Raw genomic sequence first — 17,585 nt, 5'->3', positions numbered from 1 at the left:
GTTCTTATAGGGGAGCGAGGCTAGCTCTGCGGTCTACGGGACAGCTACACAAATATACAAGGTGCTTATTGGTGAATGAGCCGATGGGCGCCTTTTTGAGTAGCTTTATTGAATGAATAGGACGGATGGGGGCTATAATTTGAACAAAAAAAAGACCCTCATCAGGGTCTTTCATAATGTGATGGACTCTCAGGGGCTCGAACCCTGGACAAATAGATTAAGAGTCTACTGCTCTACCAACTGAGCTAAGAGTCCATGGAATGGTGGAGAATAGGGGATTCGAACCCCTGACCTCTTCGCTGCCAGCGAAGCGTTCTCCCACTGAACTAATTCCCCATTCGTTTTTCTCACAAGAAATAATATATCATAAATATAATTCTCAGTCAACATTATTTACAAAAAGAATAATTAGGTTTAATATATGGTAGTATATACGACTGATTGGAGGTCTTTCGATATGGGGATTAAAAAGCGGGTCGCAGCATTTTATAGAGTATCAACTAAGGGTCAACTTGAAGGTAATGATATTCCTTTGCAACGTAGGGCTTGTCAGGAATTCATTAATAGTAAGGGTTGGGTGTTGGTAAAGGAGTATACAGAGAAAGGCGTTTCTGGATATAAGACAGCGATTGAGGACAGAGATGAAATTCAACGTGCTAAATATGATGCAGAAAATAGCCACTTTGATGTATTGCTTTGTTTTATGTTCGACAGATTAGGAAGAAGGACATATGAAACTCCGCTATTATTAGAATGGTTCAACTCAAAAGGAATTGAAGTTTGGTCAGTAAAAGAAGGTCAACAAGAATTCACAGAGGAAGGACACGACGTTACAAACTTCCTAAGATTTTGGCAATCAAATAACGAATCCCAAAAAACTTCGATACGCGTTGATGAAAAACATACACAAATGGCTGAAGATGGTGCTTTTAGAGGTGGCACTGCTCCATTCGGGTACAGATTAACACCTTCAGGAATTAAAAATAAGAAAGGAAAAGAGCTGATGAAGCTGCAGATCAATGAAGAACAGGCAGCTGTTGTCAGACAGATGTTCAATATGGTGATAAAAGAGGGTTTTGGAAGTAATCGAATCGCTAAGTTTCTTAATGAAAATACAATCCCCACTGCTACCGGAGGTAAATGGAACACTGCTGCTGTGAACTTTATTCTAAGAAATCCTGTGTACAAAGGCTATCCGGCCTATGGAAAACGTAAATCGGTTGAAGGAATTTTTGAGACTAAAGGCAGAGCGGAATGGACGATGCCCGAAAAACAACAACTTCAATTGGTAATTATCGATGAAGATGACTTTGATAATATCCAATTATTAAGAAGTTCTAGGTCGAAAGAGCAAGTTAAAGACCATAGTCGGGAACGAATTAACACCTCGGTAGGCCCCCTTCTCCTAGTCGGATTTATAAAATGTGGTTATTGTGGCTCCCCTTTGACTACAACATATAATGCCAAAAAATACACCCTTGCTGATGGTACGATTCAAATGTGGAAACGAGCGGTTTATCGATGTTCTGGTAAAGCGTTAAGGAAGGTTGATTGCAAGGGGCAGACTATTTATGCACAAAATAAAATTGAAGATAGTGTAGCTGTTGTTATCAATAATTATCTCGCATCTGTGAAAAAGATAGACTACATAGAATTTGCCAGAGATTACGACCTAGTGGAGTATGAGGATATTAAAGAAACCCTTGATAAAAAAAACCAAGAGTTGGCAAGCGAATATGATGAATTGAACACACTAAAAAAAGAAGTGACAAAAAGTATTTTGGGAAAGAGTGCCTTCAAGCCTGAACTATTAAATGAAATGATTGAGGAAAAAGAAAAGGAACTGCAAAAACTTGATCAGGAAGTCAGATTGCTTGAGGAGCAGCTCCAGACGAAAAAGCTAGAATTAAGTGAAATTAAAGAATTGTCTGAAAATATTAGGGAGTGGATTCCAAAATATAAAGAAGCTAGCCATGACAGAAAGAAAGTTATGTTGAGATGGCTCATTGAAAGGATAACTGTATTCAAAGATCAGATTGAAATTGAATTTAAGCTGGATATTACAAAATTCTTATCGAGTGCCGGGAATGGCAATATAACTGAACTGCAGAAAAGAACGCATCGCTGGCATTCAAGAGGCTAACGTCCTAATCCTGATTCTTAAGTGGCCTCCCTTAATTGAATGATAACTTAGCTGCTCCTCTTATTCGATTATGGCGATGAGTGGAGAATGATTGTTCAATATCTGGGAGAGACAGAAGTGAAGCCGGGACAGAAGCTGCCTATGATTAAGGAGATCGAGGGAGAGGCACCGGATCAATATAGCGGTTTTGATGATGAAGACGAAGAGGATGAAGAGGTGTAACTGGATATAAGATCCAGATCGGACAGGTATTAAAATTACGGGGGCGGGAGCCGGAGAAATGATGGAGGAATTACTCCACGTTATCCGGAACATTCCGAGCCTTTTTTTATTTACACACTAATTTACAAACCGATGGTCGGTATGTATAATCAATAGTAATCATATTCTAATTTAATCTAATCTAAACTATGCAAGGCAGAAGAGGAGAATAGCGATGAAGAACGCAGACCGGCGGGAGCAGACGATCCGGCAGCTGCTGGAGGGGACCAAGGAGCTGCTGCGGGACAAGAGCTGTCATGCCATTACCTTGAAGGATATTATGGAGCAGTCGCAATTATCTAAGGGGGCGATATTTCATTATGTGAAGAGCAAGGATGAGATTTTTGCCTGGGTCCTGGAGGAGCGGCTTGACGCTGTGAATGATCGTTTTGAGGAGGAAGTAAGAGGCAGCATTGATAAAAGCTTCGACGGGCCGATGCATGCCATCGCCAGAAGTCTTGCCGGATTGGAAGACAGCCATGAAGCGACCAACAAGGTGCTCCTATATCTGCTGGGCAAGGAGAATGAACCGGCGGTAGCAGAGGTGCTTGAGCATTTTCATGAGCGGTCGGTGTCAGTCTCCAGACAGTGGATTATCACGGGGCAAAAGTACGGGGTGATCAAAGACAGCGTTAATCCTGATGAGACGGCGGAACTGTTCGTCCTGCTGTCGCTGGGTCTGCGGGTACGCACCTCCATGCGCGCCTCTTCCGAGTCCCTGTCAGCGAAAGAGGTAGCCGGCTTTATGGCGGGTATCCTGAAAAATTAAAGTTGAGGGAGGAAGATGCAATGGTTCCTTTTATAGCGCTTATCGTATCCTTTTTACTGTTCCGGATGGTTGGTCTGCTGGGTTTGACTTATTGGGATGACTGGCAGACATCTCTTCAATGGGCCGTATCCATTATGCTGCTATTGGGTGCTTCTGCCCACTGGGGACGACGGCGCTCCGATTTGGTAAGAATGGTGCCGCCTGCTTTTCCGCAGAAAGAATGGATCGTGACGGTTACCGGGATTCTGGAAATGGCCGGAGCTATAGGTATCCTGCTGCCCGCTTTCTCAGCAACTGTTTCTGTATGCCTGATCTTGCTTCTTATTGCCATGCTCCCCGCCAATATCTATGCAGCACGCAGTAATATGACAATCGGGGGCAAGCCTGTGCCGAAATTACCGGTCCGCATAGGGATTCAGCTCGTTTTTATCACTGCAGTGCTGCTCGCATCCCCGTTACTCTACCTGCCTTAATCGTGGACAGGACTCCAGCTCCTCTTTTACAAATTGCATTAAAAGCTTCTTGGATGAGGAATGATACTCAACATTGCGTGATTGCAGCAGGCCAACGGGAATGGAGGCGTTCTTCAGCTCAATATGAAGTCTTACGACATTCGGAGGTAATGGCGTAGATTCGAGGACGGCTCCGATAGAAGGGATTTGCCGGACGAAGCCCGCAATGGCGGAGATTTGACTTACGGTATGCAGAAAGGGAGTTTCGGTGTACCGGGAGAAATGCTTCGCTAATTGGGAATGATATAGACAGGTAGCTCCCCCGGCAATGATTGGATAACCAAGCAATTCCTCGAAAGTGATCTCATCTTTTGCGGCCAAAGGGTGGTTGTTCCCTGCGATAAAAGATATCCGCTCCTGATACAAGGGTTCGAAGTGATACGAAGATAGGTCAACAGGCTCTCCACAGATGGCAAAATCCAATTGATTCTGAAGCAGTGCATGCGAGAGCGAAGCGGTGTTACCGATCACAAAATGGCAGGATACATTAGGCTTATGCTCCATGAAGCGAAGAAGCGACTTTGGCAGTACATGCTCCGTCAACGATTCCAGCCCACCGATACTAATCGTACCGATCTCTTCTTTTTGCAGAGCTTTTGCCTGGTCCGCAACATAGTTCCAATGTCGGATCAGACTGTCGATCTCAGCGGCAAATATTCGCCCCGAAGCTGTAAGCTCAGAATCCCAGCCCCGTTTGAACAGCTTGATGCCCAGTTCCTTCTCCAGACGTTGAACCTGATTGGTGATTGTGGATTGTGCGTAGTTTAGTTTGGCGGCTGCTTTAGAGAAGTTTCCTTCTTGCAGGATGGTTTGAAATGTAGTTAGTTCTTTTAGGTCCATTAGCAGATATCTCCATCTTATAATTTGAATTTACGTATTATTTAATTCAATTATACAGAATAAGAGGCGGGGAGTACAATGAAGTTACACCAGTAAAGGAGTGAAATGACATGCCTTTTGTCAGAGTCAGTTACTTGGAGAACAAATACGATGACCAACAGCTGCCTATCATTAGCCGCGAAATTATGAGTGCTCTAAGGGAATATTTTAACGTGCCGCAAGATGATTTCTTTCAAGTCTACCATGCCCATAAAGCAAGCGAATTTTATTACAGTCCGAATTATTTAAACATAGAGCGAACGGATGGGCTGCTCTATATTCAGATTACGCTCAAATCCGGGAGAAGCAAGGAGCAGAAAAGGGGCTTTTACAGCAAGCTGGCCGAGACGTTGTCGAGTACACTGGACATCAGGAAAGAAGACGTCTTCGTCGTACTGGTCGATACAGAATTCGAGGACTGGACGTTTGGCAATGGCATCGCACAGATGATTGAATGAATGTTCATATAAGGAAGAGAGGTATTGGAATGAAGCATCGGAGAATTGCATCGAATGTTCTTGAAGCATTTGGAGATATTGCTCCTTCGTTCGCCCGCTATTCGGAGGAGGTGCTCTTCGGGGAGGTATGGAGAAGGGAACAATTATCGCTTCGGGAACGCAGTCTCCTGACGATATCGGCCCTGGTTGCCGGAGGGCTTACCGAGCAGTTACCCTTTCATATCCGTCTGGCCCTGGAGAACGGTCTATCCGAAGAAGAATTGATCGAGGCAATGACTCACCTCGCCTTTTATGGAGGTTGGCCGCGTGCCGCATCGGCGATACAGGTTGCCAAGGGGATTTTCGAGGAAATATAACCACAATTGCGCATGTGAGCGAAAGCTCCGTGCGCTTTTTTTGGTTTAGACAATTTTTTTGATAAGAGGTTAGAAAATCGCTGTTTTTTCATTTTTTTTAGAGCTATACCCCAATTAGGTCCTGATGAATCGGTTTTTGTCGAGAATTGTTAAGAGTTTGTTTAGAGCTGTCTGATAGAATGGGCGCAGAAATGAAATTTTCTAAGGGGGCAGATGCTAGACTCCAGCAGAACTTGCAATATAGCGCACAGGATGAATGAACAAGGGGGAACGATACATTTGTTTAAGGGTAAGGGATTGAAAAAATATTTCTCGTTGTTACTCGTGATCAGCTTGGTTTGGACCGGAGCCTTTCCGGTATATGCGGGTTCAACGGACAATGGTGCGGCAAGCTGGGACAATGTTGGTCCGCTGCCAGACGACATCAACGTAAACGGAGTTGCTATAGGCTCAGATACTTTAGTTGCAGTGGGGAAAGCAGGGAAAATTGTTACCGCAAGCAGCCCTTCGACATGGGCTGTTCGTGATTCTGGTGTAAACGAGGATTTGAATAGCATTATTCATAAGGGCACAGGCGGCGAATTCGTTGCAGTCGGTGACAATGGGATCCTCCTAACGTCAACAGATGGCGTATCCTGGACACCCTCCGATGGATCCTTCGGTATGAACTGGAATGGAGTCAGTTACGGAGATGAAAAATTAGTTCTAGTTGGAGATTCAGGATTTATCATGGAGAAAAGTGACACTGGCACTGACTGGGAGATAGTATATTCAGCAACTAATGAGAATCTGAACGCTGTGGCTTACAACAACGGTACGTTTGTAGCGGTGGGTGATAACGGTACAGTGGTAATGTCCAAAGATGGATCTGATTGGACCAAGATGACAAGTAAAACAACCAACAAATTGAACGGAATCACCTTTGGCGGCGGAATGTTCGTAGCGGTTGGTGCGTCTGGAACTATTATTACCTCTCCGGAAAGTTCGAAAGGCGCAGCAAAGGTCCTTGAATCGAAAGTGAACCTGAATGGAATAACTTTCGGCAACAGCGTATTTATGGCCGCAGGAGATGGCGGGAAAGTGTTCTCCACTACCGATCTGGGGCAAACGTGGAAGCCTGAGACTACAAACGCAATGGCTAATCTTAATGGTATCGTATTTTTCCAAGGTCTTAATCAATTTATCGCAGCGGGTGATTCCGGAGAGATCATTATGTCTTATGTCGTTCCCAACATCCCGCGGGTGCTCAGTTTGACTCCAGGGAATGATGAGACGGATGTAGATGTAGATAGAAATCTGGAGATCATGTTTAATCAACCAGTAGAGGCGGGAACTGAAAATATTTATATTTTCAAGGCTGCGGATACATCTACCCCGGTTGAAACCATCCCGGCGGATGACGCCAGCAGAGTAACAGTAAATCCAGCTACCAATACGGTAACGATTAATCCGGGCAAAAATTTTGATCCAGGGACGAAATATGCCGTTACAGTTGACGAGAATGCTTTCACTAACGGTGCAAGCGGCAATGCAGCAATCACAGCGGAAGAGTGGAGTTTCACGACAGTTGCTGGGCCGGGTGATACGGAAGCTCCGACTGTAAGTGATTATTCTCCTGTGCCAGGGGCGGTAGGAGTAACCATTGACACAAATCTGACGCTCACATTCAGTGAGGATGTAACGACAGACAGCGGCAACATTCTGATTTATGACAGTACGGACGAAGGTAACCTAATGGTAATTCCGGTTAACTCAGCGGATGTCACGGTTAAGGATAACGTGGTAACCATTGTTCCGTATGATGATTTTAAGTACAGTACTACGTACTTTGTAAACATCGATGAAGGAGCTTTCAAAGATCTAGCAGAAAACGCTAACTCTTATGCAGGTATTTCGGACAAGGAAACCTGGCAGTTCACAACAGAAGAAGCGCCTGATACTACACCGCCTGTGGTTAGCAGTTATATTCCTGCCGATAATGCAACTGGGGTAGAGATTGGCACTAATCTGACCCTTACCTTTAATGAGGATGTACAGAAGGGTGAAGGCCAAATTAAGTTAATCAACAGCACGAACAGCGAAGTTCCTCCTGTGACGCTCCCTGTTGATTCTGATGAAGTAATCATTGACGGCAAAGTTGTAACGATTAACCCCGAGGCTGATCTGGATTATGGTGCAAGCTATTATGTCCAGATTGATAATGGTACATTTACGGATATGTCGGGCAACAGCTATGCCGGTATCACTAACAATACAACCTGGCGCTTTAGTACCACCAGCGAACCGGATACGACCGCGCCAATCGTAAGCACATACTCGCCTATGAATGGGGCAACAGAGGTAGCGGTTGGTGCTAATCTGGAGCTTGCTTTTAGCGAGAATGTACAAGCAGGGGAAGGCAGTATTGTGATTTACAACAACTCGTCTGACCAAATAGCGGCTATCATTGCTGCGAAGGACGTAAGCATTCTGAACAACGTAGTCACGATTAATCAGGCTGACAATTTGGAATATGGTACAAGCTACCATGTGCGGATTAGCGCAGATGCTTTTGCCGATGCATCCGGCAATTACTATGCCGGTATCGCAGACGACACCACGTGGCAGTTCACCACAACGGCTGCGCCGGATACGACAGCTCCTGCATTAGAGCATTTTACGCCTGTAAATGGGGCAGCGGATGTAGCAACAGATGCTAATCTGACCCTTACCTTCAGCGAGAATGTAAAGGCTGGAGCAGGCAATATCGTCATTTACAATAGTGCGAATCATACACCGGCAGCGACGATTCCTGCGACTTCAGGGAATGTAACTATCCATAGCAATGTAGTGACGATTAATCCTACGGATGATCTGAAGTATGGTGCGAGCTACTATGTACAGATTGGAGCCGGGGCATTTACTGATCTCTCAGGCAACAGCTATGCCGGCAATGCAGAGAGCACAGTCTGGCAGTTCACAACTACAGATGCACCCGATCGGATCTCGCCAACGGTGATTACCTATTCGCCGGAGCCATGGGCCACAGAAATAGCAGTTAACGCGAATCTGACCCTTACTTTCAGCGAAAATGTACGGGCGGCTGCTGGTACCATTGAGATTTTCCGCAGCACTGATGATATTCATCCGGTCTTGACGATTCCAGCACTTTCGGACATGGTAACGATCCTGAACAATGTCGTAACCATCAATCCGGTGGCTAACCTGGAGCATGGGACGAGTTACTTTGTACGGGTTACAGAGGGAGCATTTAGAGATAACGCGGGCAACAGCTATGCCGGCATTACAGGTATCAACGCCTGGCGGTTTGTGACTACCAGTGCGCCGGATACAGCAGCCCCGGTAGTGACAGCTTACAGTCCGGCAGGTAATGCAACGCATGTGCCTGTATCGGCTGCACTCACATTGACTTTTAACGAGAATATACTTGCGGGAAAAGGCAATATTGAGATTGTAAATGCAGAGAATGGTGAAGTCGTTAAGTCGATTAAAGCGGACGACAAGACGCTAGTTTCGATTGCGAACTCAACCGTCAGCATCAACACGAACGGCCTGCTGAAGCAGGGCGGCAGCTATTACGTGCTTATACAACCGGGTGCTTTTACAGATGAAGCAGGTAACAGTTATGCAGGACTTGCGGATAGTAAGCTCTGGAGTTTCACAACAGTTCCTGTTCCAGTCACGCCATCTGAATCTCCTACACCGGCACCGGGCGGCAGTGGTTCAGGATCAGGTGGGGGAGCCCCGGCTCCTGTTCCAACACCAAGTCCTCAGACAGAAAGTATTAACGCAAACGTTGAAAACGGGGCTGCTCAAGGCTCCATGGTATCCTCCGTTGTCATTACCCGCACCAAGGATGCGAACGGCGTGAAGAGTGATACTCTTACGTTCACATTGGAGCAGGCGATCCGGGCAGTCAATGAGCTTAAGGCGGCCGGGTCCAATATTGCCAGAATCATCGTGCCTGATAAGAATGATGAGGTTGCCGGAACCAGACTGACCATTCCGGCAGCTTCCAGTAAGCAATTTGCTGATAATCAGATCATGCTGGATCTATTCACAGTGAATGCTGAGGTGAAGGTGCCGGGCAGCTCAATGGCTGGATTCGGTACAGATATTTATTTCAACCTCGTTCCATTGAAGACATCACAGCAGAGCGCAGAGGTTGAAGCCCTTGCCAAAGCACAGGTGCAGAGTGTATCCCGCGGTGCGACAGTTACATTAGTAAGCCGTCCTGTAACGATTGAGACCAATCTGCAGAGCCGTCCGGTTACACTGGTATTGCCGCTTGGCAACTCTTCGTTAACGGCAGAACAGTTGAAGACACTTGCGGTCTTCATCCAGCACAGCGACGGCACCAAAGAATTGGTCAAGGGAGAGATCGTACCTTTCGGCCAGACCGGAAAGTCAGGCATTCAATTTAGCATCAGCAAATTTAGTACCTTTACCGTTGTACTTGCACAAGATCCTGCGGTGCAGGTGAAGGCGTATATGACGGGTTATGCCGATGGCACCTTCAAGCCAGGGAGCAGCATCACCCGGGCTGAAGCGGCCAGCATCATTGCCCGCACCTTCAGCCAGTCCGCTGTTACTGCTGGAGTAGCGTATTCCGATGTTCCTGCCGGACACTGGGCGGCAGACGCCATCGGTCAAGTGACGCGAAGCGGCATTATGAAAGGCTACGGCGGAGGTAGCTTCCAGCCTAACCAGACGATTACCAGAGCTGAAATGGCGACAATCTTGTCCCGCTTGATCACTAGCGCCCAAGACCATGCGGCTGGCTTCAGTGATATTGCCGGGCACTGGGCGCAGGCCGCCGTGGAGCGGATGTCCCAGGCTGGCATCATCACCGGCTACGAAGACGGCACATTCCGTCCAGACCAGACGTTAACGCGTGCTGAAGCCGTAACTATCGTTAACCGTGCCCTTGGCATCGCTCCGCTGACCAGCGCGGCTCAGAAGTGGACGGATGTCCCGGCGAGCTATTGGGCATTCGGCAGCATCCAGGCAGCTTCTGTAGATCATTCTGCAGAATAAAATAATTACAGCAAAACAGCCCTTCCATCCGTCTTTGACGGGGAAGGGCTGTTTTGTGTGCGGCTGAAGCTATAGGCTGCCACGAGAGCATGTGGGTCCAATGTAATCGAAAAACCGACCACATTAGGCCGGCTTGAAGCGAGTGGGCCCAATGTAATCGAAAAACCGACCACATTGGTCTGGCGTGGAGCGAGTGGGCGGAATGTAATCGAAAAACCGACCACATTGGTCTGGCGTGGAGCGAGTGGGCCCCAATGTAATCGAAAAACCGACCACATTGGTCCGGCGTGGAGCGAGTGGGCCCAATGTAATCGAAAAACCGACCACATTGGTCTAGCAGAAGGTGGCTCAGCGCTATAGGCGGTATCACCCGCCCGCCAGGGGACGTTGTTCCTGATCATGCTGGCGGCTACTTACTCCCTACTTGCTGCCGGCCTCCCACCGCAGATTCCAGTGGTAACGCTGGTCCAGCTCCTCGTGCCCGCTGAAATACTCTACAAGCCGTTCCACGCTGAAGCTGCCGTCCTGCTGGCTGCGAAGCATGGCGATGGCGCACATCCCCTTATCGTTGTTATGCTCGTCCAGCTGCACCTTAATCTCCGGCCCGCCCTGCTGGCTGATGGTTATAACGGCGCCGGCTTGCGACCAGTTCGTAACACCTTCATAGATAAAAGCAAAGATGACGATCCGGCTGATCTCGGACAGGTGATGGCCGTTAATCCGCAGATTCTCGCCTGTAGCGATAGAGCCGGTGCGGTCATCCCCGTCCAGCGAGATGTAGGGCGGGCGGTTCAGGCTGCCGAACGATTCGCCGAGTGCCTGGACCGTACCCTTAAGGCCGTTCTTCAGCTCGAACAGACAGCCGAGGTCCAGGTCAATGCCTCTGCTTCCGAACCACCCGGAGGATGGAGTCTGAAGCCAGTTAAGATTGATAAGAATCTCTCCTGCGGCTCCTGCTCCCTGCTGGAGACGGAGGGTCTCCCCGTGCCGCTTGAGAACGATGGTGTCCGGGTTCAAGGGCGAAGCGGAAGGAGCGGGTGGTGCTGCGGGAGGCAAGGAATCGACCGGCTTAGGCCGTGAGCGCAGCTCCGGAAGAACAAAGGGGGAGTTGCGGGCAGGTTCGGCTGTTCTGGAAGCTTGAACAACGGGCAGGATGTCCTTGACCTGTATTCCGTAGCTGTGGCAGAGCGCGGCTAAGCCTCCCGCATAACCGGAGCCGACCGCGCTGAATTTCCATTCGTTCTGATATCTGTAGATCTCCCCTGCCACAATGGCAGTCTCCACGGAATAACCGCCGCCCAGGCGGTACTGGAGGAGCTCCGTTCCATCCGCAGCGTTCATAATGCGCAGATAGGGATCGGAGAGCAGCGAGAAGCTCTGCTGTCTTGATTCCGCCTCATAGATCGTCAGGGCGAAGGCAATCCGCTCAACCTCCGCAGGAATTAGACTAAGCTCTACAGCAATTTGTGTATCGTCAGCGGGTCCGCTATGGACTCGTTGCGCGGGCGGCAATATCACTACAGACTGGTCCGGGGCCGCAGGATTGCCATAGAAAATAAGATCCTTCTCTGTTGCAACCTTCTGCGACGCGGTAAGTAAAAAAACGGAGAAATCAATCTCGACCCCAGCCCTTGCTTCATTCCAGCCCATGCCTACGATGATGCGGCTCATGAGAGGATTGTCTTTGGTTAAGCTGCATTTTTGCCCCTTGATAAGCTCAAGTGTCATGAGAACCAGCCTTTCCTATGAGTAGTTCAAGCATGTATAAGTGCGGGTGGCAGACTCAGAATCTGCCCCGGCTTCCGGCATCCAGATTGGGACCATTCAGATCCGTCAGGCGCTCCAGGGATTGCTCGTAGATCCGTACAATATCCTGTATCTTCTGGAACTCGGGGTCCGAGGGGCCCAGGTTGTCCATGAACATGCGCTGTAGAATTTCTTGGTAAAAGGAGATACGGCTCCCCATCAGCTTGCATTCGTAGTCAATGACCTCTTCAATCGAGTGCTGCTGAACGAATTCCATCAGGTCGTCTGCAGGATTAGCACGTGACTCGCGTTCATTGCGTGCGGCAACCGGCGCGCTGACATTATCCAGATTGACCGTGGAGCGTATGTCGGTGAACAGAATCCCTTCCTTGGCCAGCATGACCTGAAAAGGTTTGTGCTTGAACAGCTCCTGCGCAACCAGCGTACACATTGCCTGATTCCTCAGCAGCATCCCGTCAAACGGATGTAGCACCCACCCGCTGTCATCCCGGAACAGGTTGAATGTAAAATATTCACCCCCATACTCATATCTCAAGTTGATAGCTGTCTCAGATGTAAGCTCGTATTGAAATGCATCCATTCTATTGCGCGCCTCCTGCTTCTACTTTGGATTTCTATTAGCATAGCAGAAAATGGGGAATCTTGGAGAGAGGATTTTAGCCTAAATGGAAGAACCTCTTGCGCCGCAAGAGGTTCTTCCATTCGCTGTCAATCCGTCTTCACGCCAAAGGGGGAAACTGCAGGGTGGCCCGCAGTCCGTGGCCGGCGCTGCTCTCCAGAACAAGCTTGCCCTTATGGGCTTCGGCAATGCGGGCGACCATCGGAAGGCCAAGCCCGTGGCCCTGCCGGACGGGGCGGGTCCGCTTCCCGGAGTAAGGCAGCAGGATCAGCTCCGGCAAGTGCTCCGCCGGAACACCCTGACCATTGTCCGATACGGACAAGGCGAAACAGGAGTCTTCCCCGCTGCGGAGGATGCTAACCACAATCCCGCACCCATCCGGGTTATGCCGGATGCTGTTCTGGACCAGATTGCTTACTGCACGGTAGAGTAGCTTCTCATCGCCCATCACTTGCAGGCGCTCGTCCAAAATGCACAGGTCCAGTGAATAACGCTCCTCCAGGCCGTTATTCATGAAGTCGGATACCACGGTCCGGGCCAGAGCGGATAAGCGTACCGGCTTAAGCTGCAACGGTTGCATGTCATACTCCAGCATAGAGACGAGGTTCAAGTCGCTCACCAGCGACCTTAGCTGCTCGCCTTGACGGCGGATGATGGCAGCCTGCTGGCGTTGCTCTCCGGTCAGGTTGTCTTGTTCCTCCAGATTACTCGCGTAGCCCAGGATCATCGAGAGCGGGGTGCGGATGTCATGGGAGATCCCGGCGATCCAGTTGGAGCGGGCTTCATCCCGTGATTTCAGCTGCGAGCTCCGGGTCTGCAGGGTAGCGGAAGCCGAATTAATGCTCTCGGACAAATCACTGAAGAGTCCGGAAGTCTCCAGGTTAACCGGCTTGTCTTTGGCTAGGGCATGAATGCTGTTGATCAGGGGCCGGATATTGCGGATCAGCCGGGTGCCGATGAACAAGGAGAGGGCCACGGCCAGTACCACATTGCAGATCAGGAGCAGCAGCACTCTTAAGGGAAGGGAGCGCAGCCAGTCCGTCAGGTATCCGAGCTGATATTTTTCATATGAATATTTAGGATAGCCTACGACAATAAGTCCTTCTGGATGCTCCCAGATATACACAGGATATTCCAGCAAGTAGTAGCGTGAGAACTTCGCCACCTCTACGATGTTGTAAGCGTGCGGAATCTCCGGAGGCAGCTGCTCACTCCATGTCACCTTGCCTTCCGCGTTCAGCAGCATAGCCCAGGCCCGGTTCTGCTGAAGCAGGGCACCCCCCTTGGGATTAAGGGAATACTTGCCGTCAGACCCTTGCAGAGCTGATGATATCTCCCGCACAACCTTTTCCGGTGAAGCCTCCTGATGCGTTTCCTTGAAGATCAGGGAACCCAGCAGAATCAGATTAAACAGGAGCAGAAGCGTAGAGACCAGCAGGGTAGAACCTACGAATTTGCGTAAAATACGGACCGCGCTGTCCATTAGAGCGCCTCCTGCACCAAGAGCTTATACCCAAGCCCTCTGACCGTCAGCAATTGTACCGGCTTCGAGGGATCGGCTTCGATCTTCTCGCGGATACGCCGCATATGCACCATTAAGGTATTCTCATACCCGTAGCTGTCATCTCCCCATACCGCCAGGCAGAGAGCATCGCTGGTCACAATCCGGCCGCGGTTCTCATAGAGCTTGATCAGAATGGCGTGCTCTTTAGCCGTCAGAGGCAGCTCCTGGCCGTCTCTTCGTACCACAGCGCTGTTCAGATCCACCACTTGCTCACCTGACCTGAAGACAGGCAGCCGTTCTGGAATCGGCGAGGCGTATACCCGCTTCAGCACAGCGCTCAGACGCAGCATTAACTCCCTCGGCAGAAAAGGCTTGACGATATAATCGTCGGCTCCCAGGCCCAGCCCGAGCAAGCGGTCCTCATCTTCGCCCCGTGCCGACAGGAAGAGTACCGGCATATCGGAGAAGGTCCGTATGGCGGAGAGAAGCGAGAACCCGTCCCCGTCCGGCAGCATCACATCCAGAATGGCGATATCCGGCTTTTCCTGGCGGCACATGGCGAGGGCACTGCTATAATCTCCAGCCGCATAGATGCGGTAATACCCTTCTTTTCGTAAAAAGAGCTCGATCATCTCACGTATTTTTGGCTCGTCCTCAACGATCATTATTTTGCGGTTCTTCATGTTATTCAATCGTCATCACCCATGAATTAGTATACACGATCAGGCGGTGAAGAATGGGAGGTACCGGTGTATTTAAGGTAGGCGTAAGGTTATCTTCAGCCTGGAGCAAGAGAAGGCCTCTATGCTAGGAAGCAAGAGCCAACTTGACAGAAATGGAGCTGAACTGAAAACCTATGAACACTCATCCAATTATCGAGACAAGACAATTAACCAAAACCTATGGGGGAACGCCCCGGGTGGATCAAGTAAATCTGAAGGTGCAGCAGGGAGAGATCTTCGGCTTCCTCGGTCCGAATGGAGCAGGGAAGACGACTACGCTCAAGATGCTGCTGGGACTGGTGCAACCCACCCAAGGAACCGTTAAACTGTTCGGCCAAGAGCTGCGGAACCACCGGCTGGAGATTCTGAACCGGACGGGTTCGCTGATTGAGTCGCCTTCCTATTACGGACATCTGACGGGCCTTGAGAATCTGAGAGTCATGCAGCGGCTGCGCAGCCTGCCTGCCAAAAATATTGATAAGGTATTGCAGATTGTCCGGCTGGACAATCACCGGCACAAGCCTGCCGGGCAGTATTCACTCGGAATGAAGCAGCGCCTGGGTCTGGCTATGGCCTTGCTGGCTTTCCCGAGTCTGCTGATTCTGGACGAGCCTACGAATGGGCTAGATCCTGCGGGGATCGGAGAGATCCGGGAGCTGATTAAATCCTTGCCTGCCCAGTATGACATGACGATTGTGGTATCCAGCCACCTGTTGTCGGAGATTGAGCAGACTGCTACCTCGGTTGGCATCATCAGTGACGGCAAGCTGCTGTTCCAGGGGGCGATGGCTGCGCTTCAGGCGCAGAACCGGGCGGCGGTTCACTTTCGGATCAATGATCCCGCCCGGGCAGTCCGGATACTGTCGGAGCACGGGTACAGGCCCATAATGCAGGAGCAGCAGCTGGTGTTCAGCGCCATGCCGGACTCTGAGGTGGCCCGGGTCAATGAGATTCTGGTGTCCGGCCAGATTGCTGTGAGCCGGATCGTGGAGTCGAGGAAGAGTCTGGAGGATATCTTCCTGGATCTCACCGGAAAGGAGCGGAGCCTGTGATGAAAGCCTTGTTCCTGGAATACTACAAAATCCGGAGGAGAAAGGTATGGGCGATGCTGACCCTCTTTCTGGCCGCCGAGCTGGGCTGGGCGGCCATGTCCATGAGCATCTCGATCTCGCGGAGTGCGGACAATGCTACCTGGGAAGCGCTGATTTTCAGCCTCTCGTCCATGAACGGGCTGTTCCTGCCGATTCTGTCGGCGATTGTGGTGTCAAGGATTTGCGACATGGAGCATAAAGGGGATACCTGGAAAATGCTGATGACCACTTCTGTCGGACGCCAGGCGGTGTATGCCGCCAAATTCGTCTGTGCCGGAAGTCTGATCCTCTACGGCATTCTGGCCCAGGTTGTTTTTATTACCGGCTTCGGCATGTTCCATAGACTCGCAGAACCGCTTCCGGCAGGCCTGCTGCTGCAGTTCACTGCGGGTACTCTGATTGCCAGTCTGCTGATTATTGCGATGCAGCAATGGATATCGCTGGCGGTGAAGAATCAGGCATTTGCCCTGTGTCTTGGCATGCTGGGCGGGTTCCTGGGGACGACCGCAAGCTTGTTCCCTGCCGCTGTCCGGCAGTTGGTCGTCTGGTCCTATTATCTGGATCTCAGTCCGGTGACTTATGTGTATAAGGCTTCATCAGGAACTTATGTTACCGGAAGCATGCCTCTGATTCAGTTAAGTGCAGCTCTGATACTGACACTGGTTCTGTATGTTGCCGGGAATACCCATGTCTCCAAACAATCGGTCTAAGGAGGAGAATTTATGCTTAGAAGTGTTGCTGCCGAATGGCCCAAGCTGCGCCGCTCGCGGATGGGACTGGTGCTGGTCAGTCTGCCTGTGGTCAGCCTGATGATCGGCTGTGCTAATTTTGTAATGAACCGGGAGGCCTTGCAGGGAGAGTGGTATAGCTTATGGACTCAGGTAAGCTTATTTTATGGAGAGTTCTTCCTGCCGATTCTGATTGCCATCTGCTGCGCCTTTGTCTGCAGGCTGGAGCATGTGAACCGGAACTGGAACATGATCCTGGCTGCTCCAGTATCCATAACCAGTCTCTTTATAGCCAAGCTTGTTATTGTTGGCGTGCTGATTGCGGGAGCGCAGGCGATATTCCTTCTAATGTACTGGGCAGCAGGACAGATGCTGTCTATGACGGGGGATTTTCCAATGGACATCATCCTGTGGACCCTGCGCGGCTGGGTGGCTTCGCTGAGTATTGCTGCCCTGCAGCTCGGCTTGTCCATCCGTATCCGCAGCTTTGCCACACCGATCGGAATCAGTCTATGTGCGGTTTTTGTCGGGCTGGGCCTGTATGTGCTGAAGCTGGGGCTGCTGTTCCCATATTCGCTGCTGACCATTGGCATGGGCGTGCTTACCCAGCGCGGACTGACGGCTATGGAGAATCTGCTATTCTTCCTGATGAATGGAGTGTACCTCGTAGTTCTATCGGTCTGGTCGATCCGCAGATTGAGATATAAGGATATAGGCTGATGCGTGGCGGGCAGGTGTA

The 17,585-nt window shown here is 50.0% G+C and carries 15 protein-coding genes and 2 tRNA genes; 10 read left to right on the top strand and 7 right to left on the bottom strand.

All coding sequences use genetic code 11. The annotated features are described in order from the left end of the window. Positions 1-182 precede the first annotated feature (182 nt). Both MHH78_RS25935 and MHH78_RS25930 read right to left on the bottom strand, forming a co-directional pair. Positions 183-255, bottom strand: a tRNA-Lys gene (locus MHH78_RS25935). 6 nt (positions 256-261) lie between these two features. After that, a tRNA-Ala gene (locus tag MHH78_RS25930) sits at positions 262-336 on the bottom strand. A 121-nt stretch (positions 337-457) separates the two neighbouring features. Here MHH78_RS25930 and MHH78_RS25925 point away from each other — a divergent pair. The 4 genes from MHH78_RS25925 (at position 458) to MHH78_RS25910 (ending at position 3,646) form a co-directional block, all read left to right on the top strand. Next, positions 458-2,143, top strand: coding sequence for a recombinase family protein (locus MHH78_RS25925; protein ID WP_341169298.1), 1,686 nt, complete (start codon positions 458-460; stop codon positions 2,141-2,143). A gap of 87 nt (positions 2,144-2,230) precedes the next feature. Then, positions 2,231-2,365, top strand: a complete 135-nt coding sequence (locus MHH78_RS25920) for a hypothetical protein (RefSeq protein ID WP_341169297.1) — start codon at positions 2,231-2,233, stop codon at positions 2,363-2,365. Between the two features lie 214 nt (positions 2,366-2,579). Beyond that, positions 2,580-3,173: a TetR/AcrR family transcriptional regulator gene (locus MHH78_RS25915; RefSeq protein WP_341169296.1), complete on the top strand. Its 594-nt coding sequence runs from the start codon at positions 2,580-2,582 to the stop codon at positions 3,171-3,173. 20 nt (positions 3,174-3,193) lie between these two features. Further along, positions 3,194-3,646 (top strand): hypothetical protein, encoded by a 453-nt coding sequence (locus MHH78_RS25910; RefSeq protein ID WP_341169295.1) that lies wholly within the window; start codon positions 3,194-3,196, stop codon positions 3,644-3,646. Here the strand turns inward: MHH78_RS25910 and MHH78_RS25905 are convergent. Continuing rightward, positions 3,629-4,525 carry a LysR family transcriptional regulator gene (locus MHH78_RS25905; RefSeq protein ID WP_341169294.1) on the bottom strand — a complete coding sequence of 299 codons (897 nt, stop codon included), beginning with the start codon at positions 4,523-4,525 and terminating at the stop codon, positions 3,629-3,631. The two genes, MHH78_RS25910 and MHH78_RS25905, sit on opposite strands and share 18 nt — an antisense overlap. A 110-nt stretch (positions 4,526-4,635) precedes the next feature. Between MHH78_RS25905 and MHH78_RS25900 the strand changes: the two genes are divergently transcribed. The 3 genes from MHH78_RS25900 (at position 4,636) to MHH78_RS25890 (ending at position 10,415) form a co-directional block, all read left to right on the top strand. After that, on the top strand, positions 4,636-5,022 hold the full coding sequence (locus tag MHH78_RS25900) for a tautomerase family protein (protein ID WP_076085118.1): 387 nt from the start codon (positions 4,636-4,638) through the stop codon (positions 5,020-5,022). Positions 5,023-5,051: 29 nt separating this feature from the next. Beyond that, complete coding sequence (locus MHH78_RS25895) at positions 5,052-5,378, top strand: carboxymuconolactone decarboxylase family protein (RefSeq protein WP_341169293.1); 327 nt, start codon at positions 5,052-5,054, stop codon at positions 5,376-5,378. Between the two features lie 213 nt (positions 5,379-5,591). Beyond that, positions 5,592-10,415, top strand: coding sequence for an Ig-like domain-containing protein (locus tag MHH78_RS25890; RefSeq protein ID WP_341169292.1), 4,824 nt, complete (start codon positions 5,592-5,594; stop codon positions 10,413-10,415). Positions 10,416-10,835: 420 nt separating this feature from the next. On the opposite strand, the gene MHH78_RS25885 is transcribed toward MHH78_RS25890, so the two are convergent. The 4 genes from MHH78_RS25885 to MHH78_RS25870 all read right to left on the bottom strand — a co-directional run bounded on the left by MHH78_RS25885 (position 10,836) and on the right by MHH78_RS25870 (position 14,997). Then, a complete protein-coding gene (locus tag MHH78_RS25885; protein ID WP_341169291.1) occupies positions 10,836-12,143 on the bottom strand; it encodes a TerD family protein in 1,308 nt (435 codons plus the stop codon). 55 nt (positions 12,144-12,198) lie between these two features. Then, entirely contained in the window at positions 12,199-12,762 is a 564-nt protein-coding gene (locus MHH78_RS25880; RefSeq protein WP_341169290.1) for a hypothetical protein, read from the bottom strand. Positions 12,763-12,901: 139 nt separating this feature from the next. Beyond that, a complete protein-coding gene (locus MHH78_RS25875) occupies positions 12,902-14,284 on the bottom strand; it encodes a sensor histidine kinase (RefSeq protein ID WP_341169289.1) in 1,383 nt (460 codons plus the stop codon). Further along, positions 14,284-14,997: a response regulator transcription factor gene (locus MHH78_RS25870; RefSeq protein WP_076085099.1), complete on the bottom strand. Its 714-nt coding sequence runs from the start codon at positions 14,995-14,997 to the stop codon at positions 14,284-14,286. The genes MHH78_RS25875 and MHH78_RS25870 overlap by 1 nt, the downstream gene beginning before the upstream one ends. Positions 14,998-15,161: 164 nt before the next feature. Here MHH78_RS25870 and MHH78_RS25865 point away from each other — a divergent pair, with 164 nt between their 5' ends. From MHH78_RS25865 to MHH78_RS25855, 3 genes are read left to right on the top strand one after another with little or no spacing between them, the layout of a single operon-like run. Continuing rightward, positions 15,162-16,079, top strand: a complete 918-nt coding sequence (locus MHH78_RS25865) for an ABC transporter ATP-binding protein (RefSeq protein WP_076085096.1) — start codon at positions 15,162-15,164, stop codon at positions 16,077-16,079. Beyond that, entirely contained in the window at positions 16,076-16,828 is a 753-nt protein-coding gene (locus MHH78_RS25860; protein WP_341169288.1) for an ABC transporter permease, read from the top strand. The genes MHH78_RS25865 and MHH78_RS25860 overlap by 4 nt, the downstream gene beginning before the upstream one ends. 12 nt (positions 16,829-16,840) lie before the next feature. Further along, positions 16,841-17,566 carry an ABC transporter permease gene (locus tag MHH78_RS25855; protein ID WP_341169287.1) on the top strand — a complete coding sequence of 242 codons (726 nt, stop codon included), beginning with the start codon at positions 16,841-16,843 and terminating at the stop codon, positions 17,564-17,566. Positions 17,567-17,585: the final 19 nt, after the last annotated feature.

Origin of the sequence: Paenibacillus sp. FSL H3-0333 (assembly GCF_038002805.1) — a bacterium.
GTDB classification, from domain to species: Bacteria; Bacillota; Bacilli; order Paenibacillales; family Paenibacillaceae; genus Paenibacillus_AQ; species Paenibacillus_AQ silagei.
Note: the sequence above shows the minus strand (reverse complement) of the source record. Positions and strands in the feature narration are given on the sequence as shown.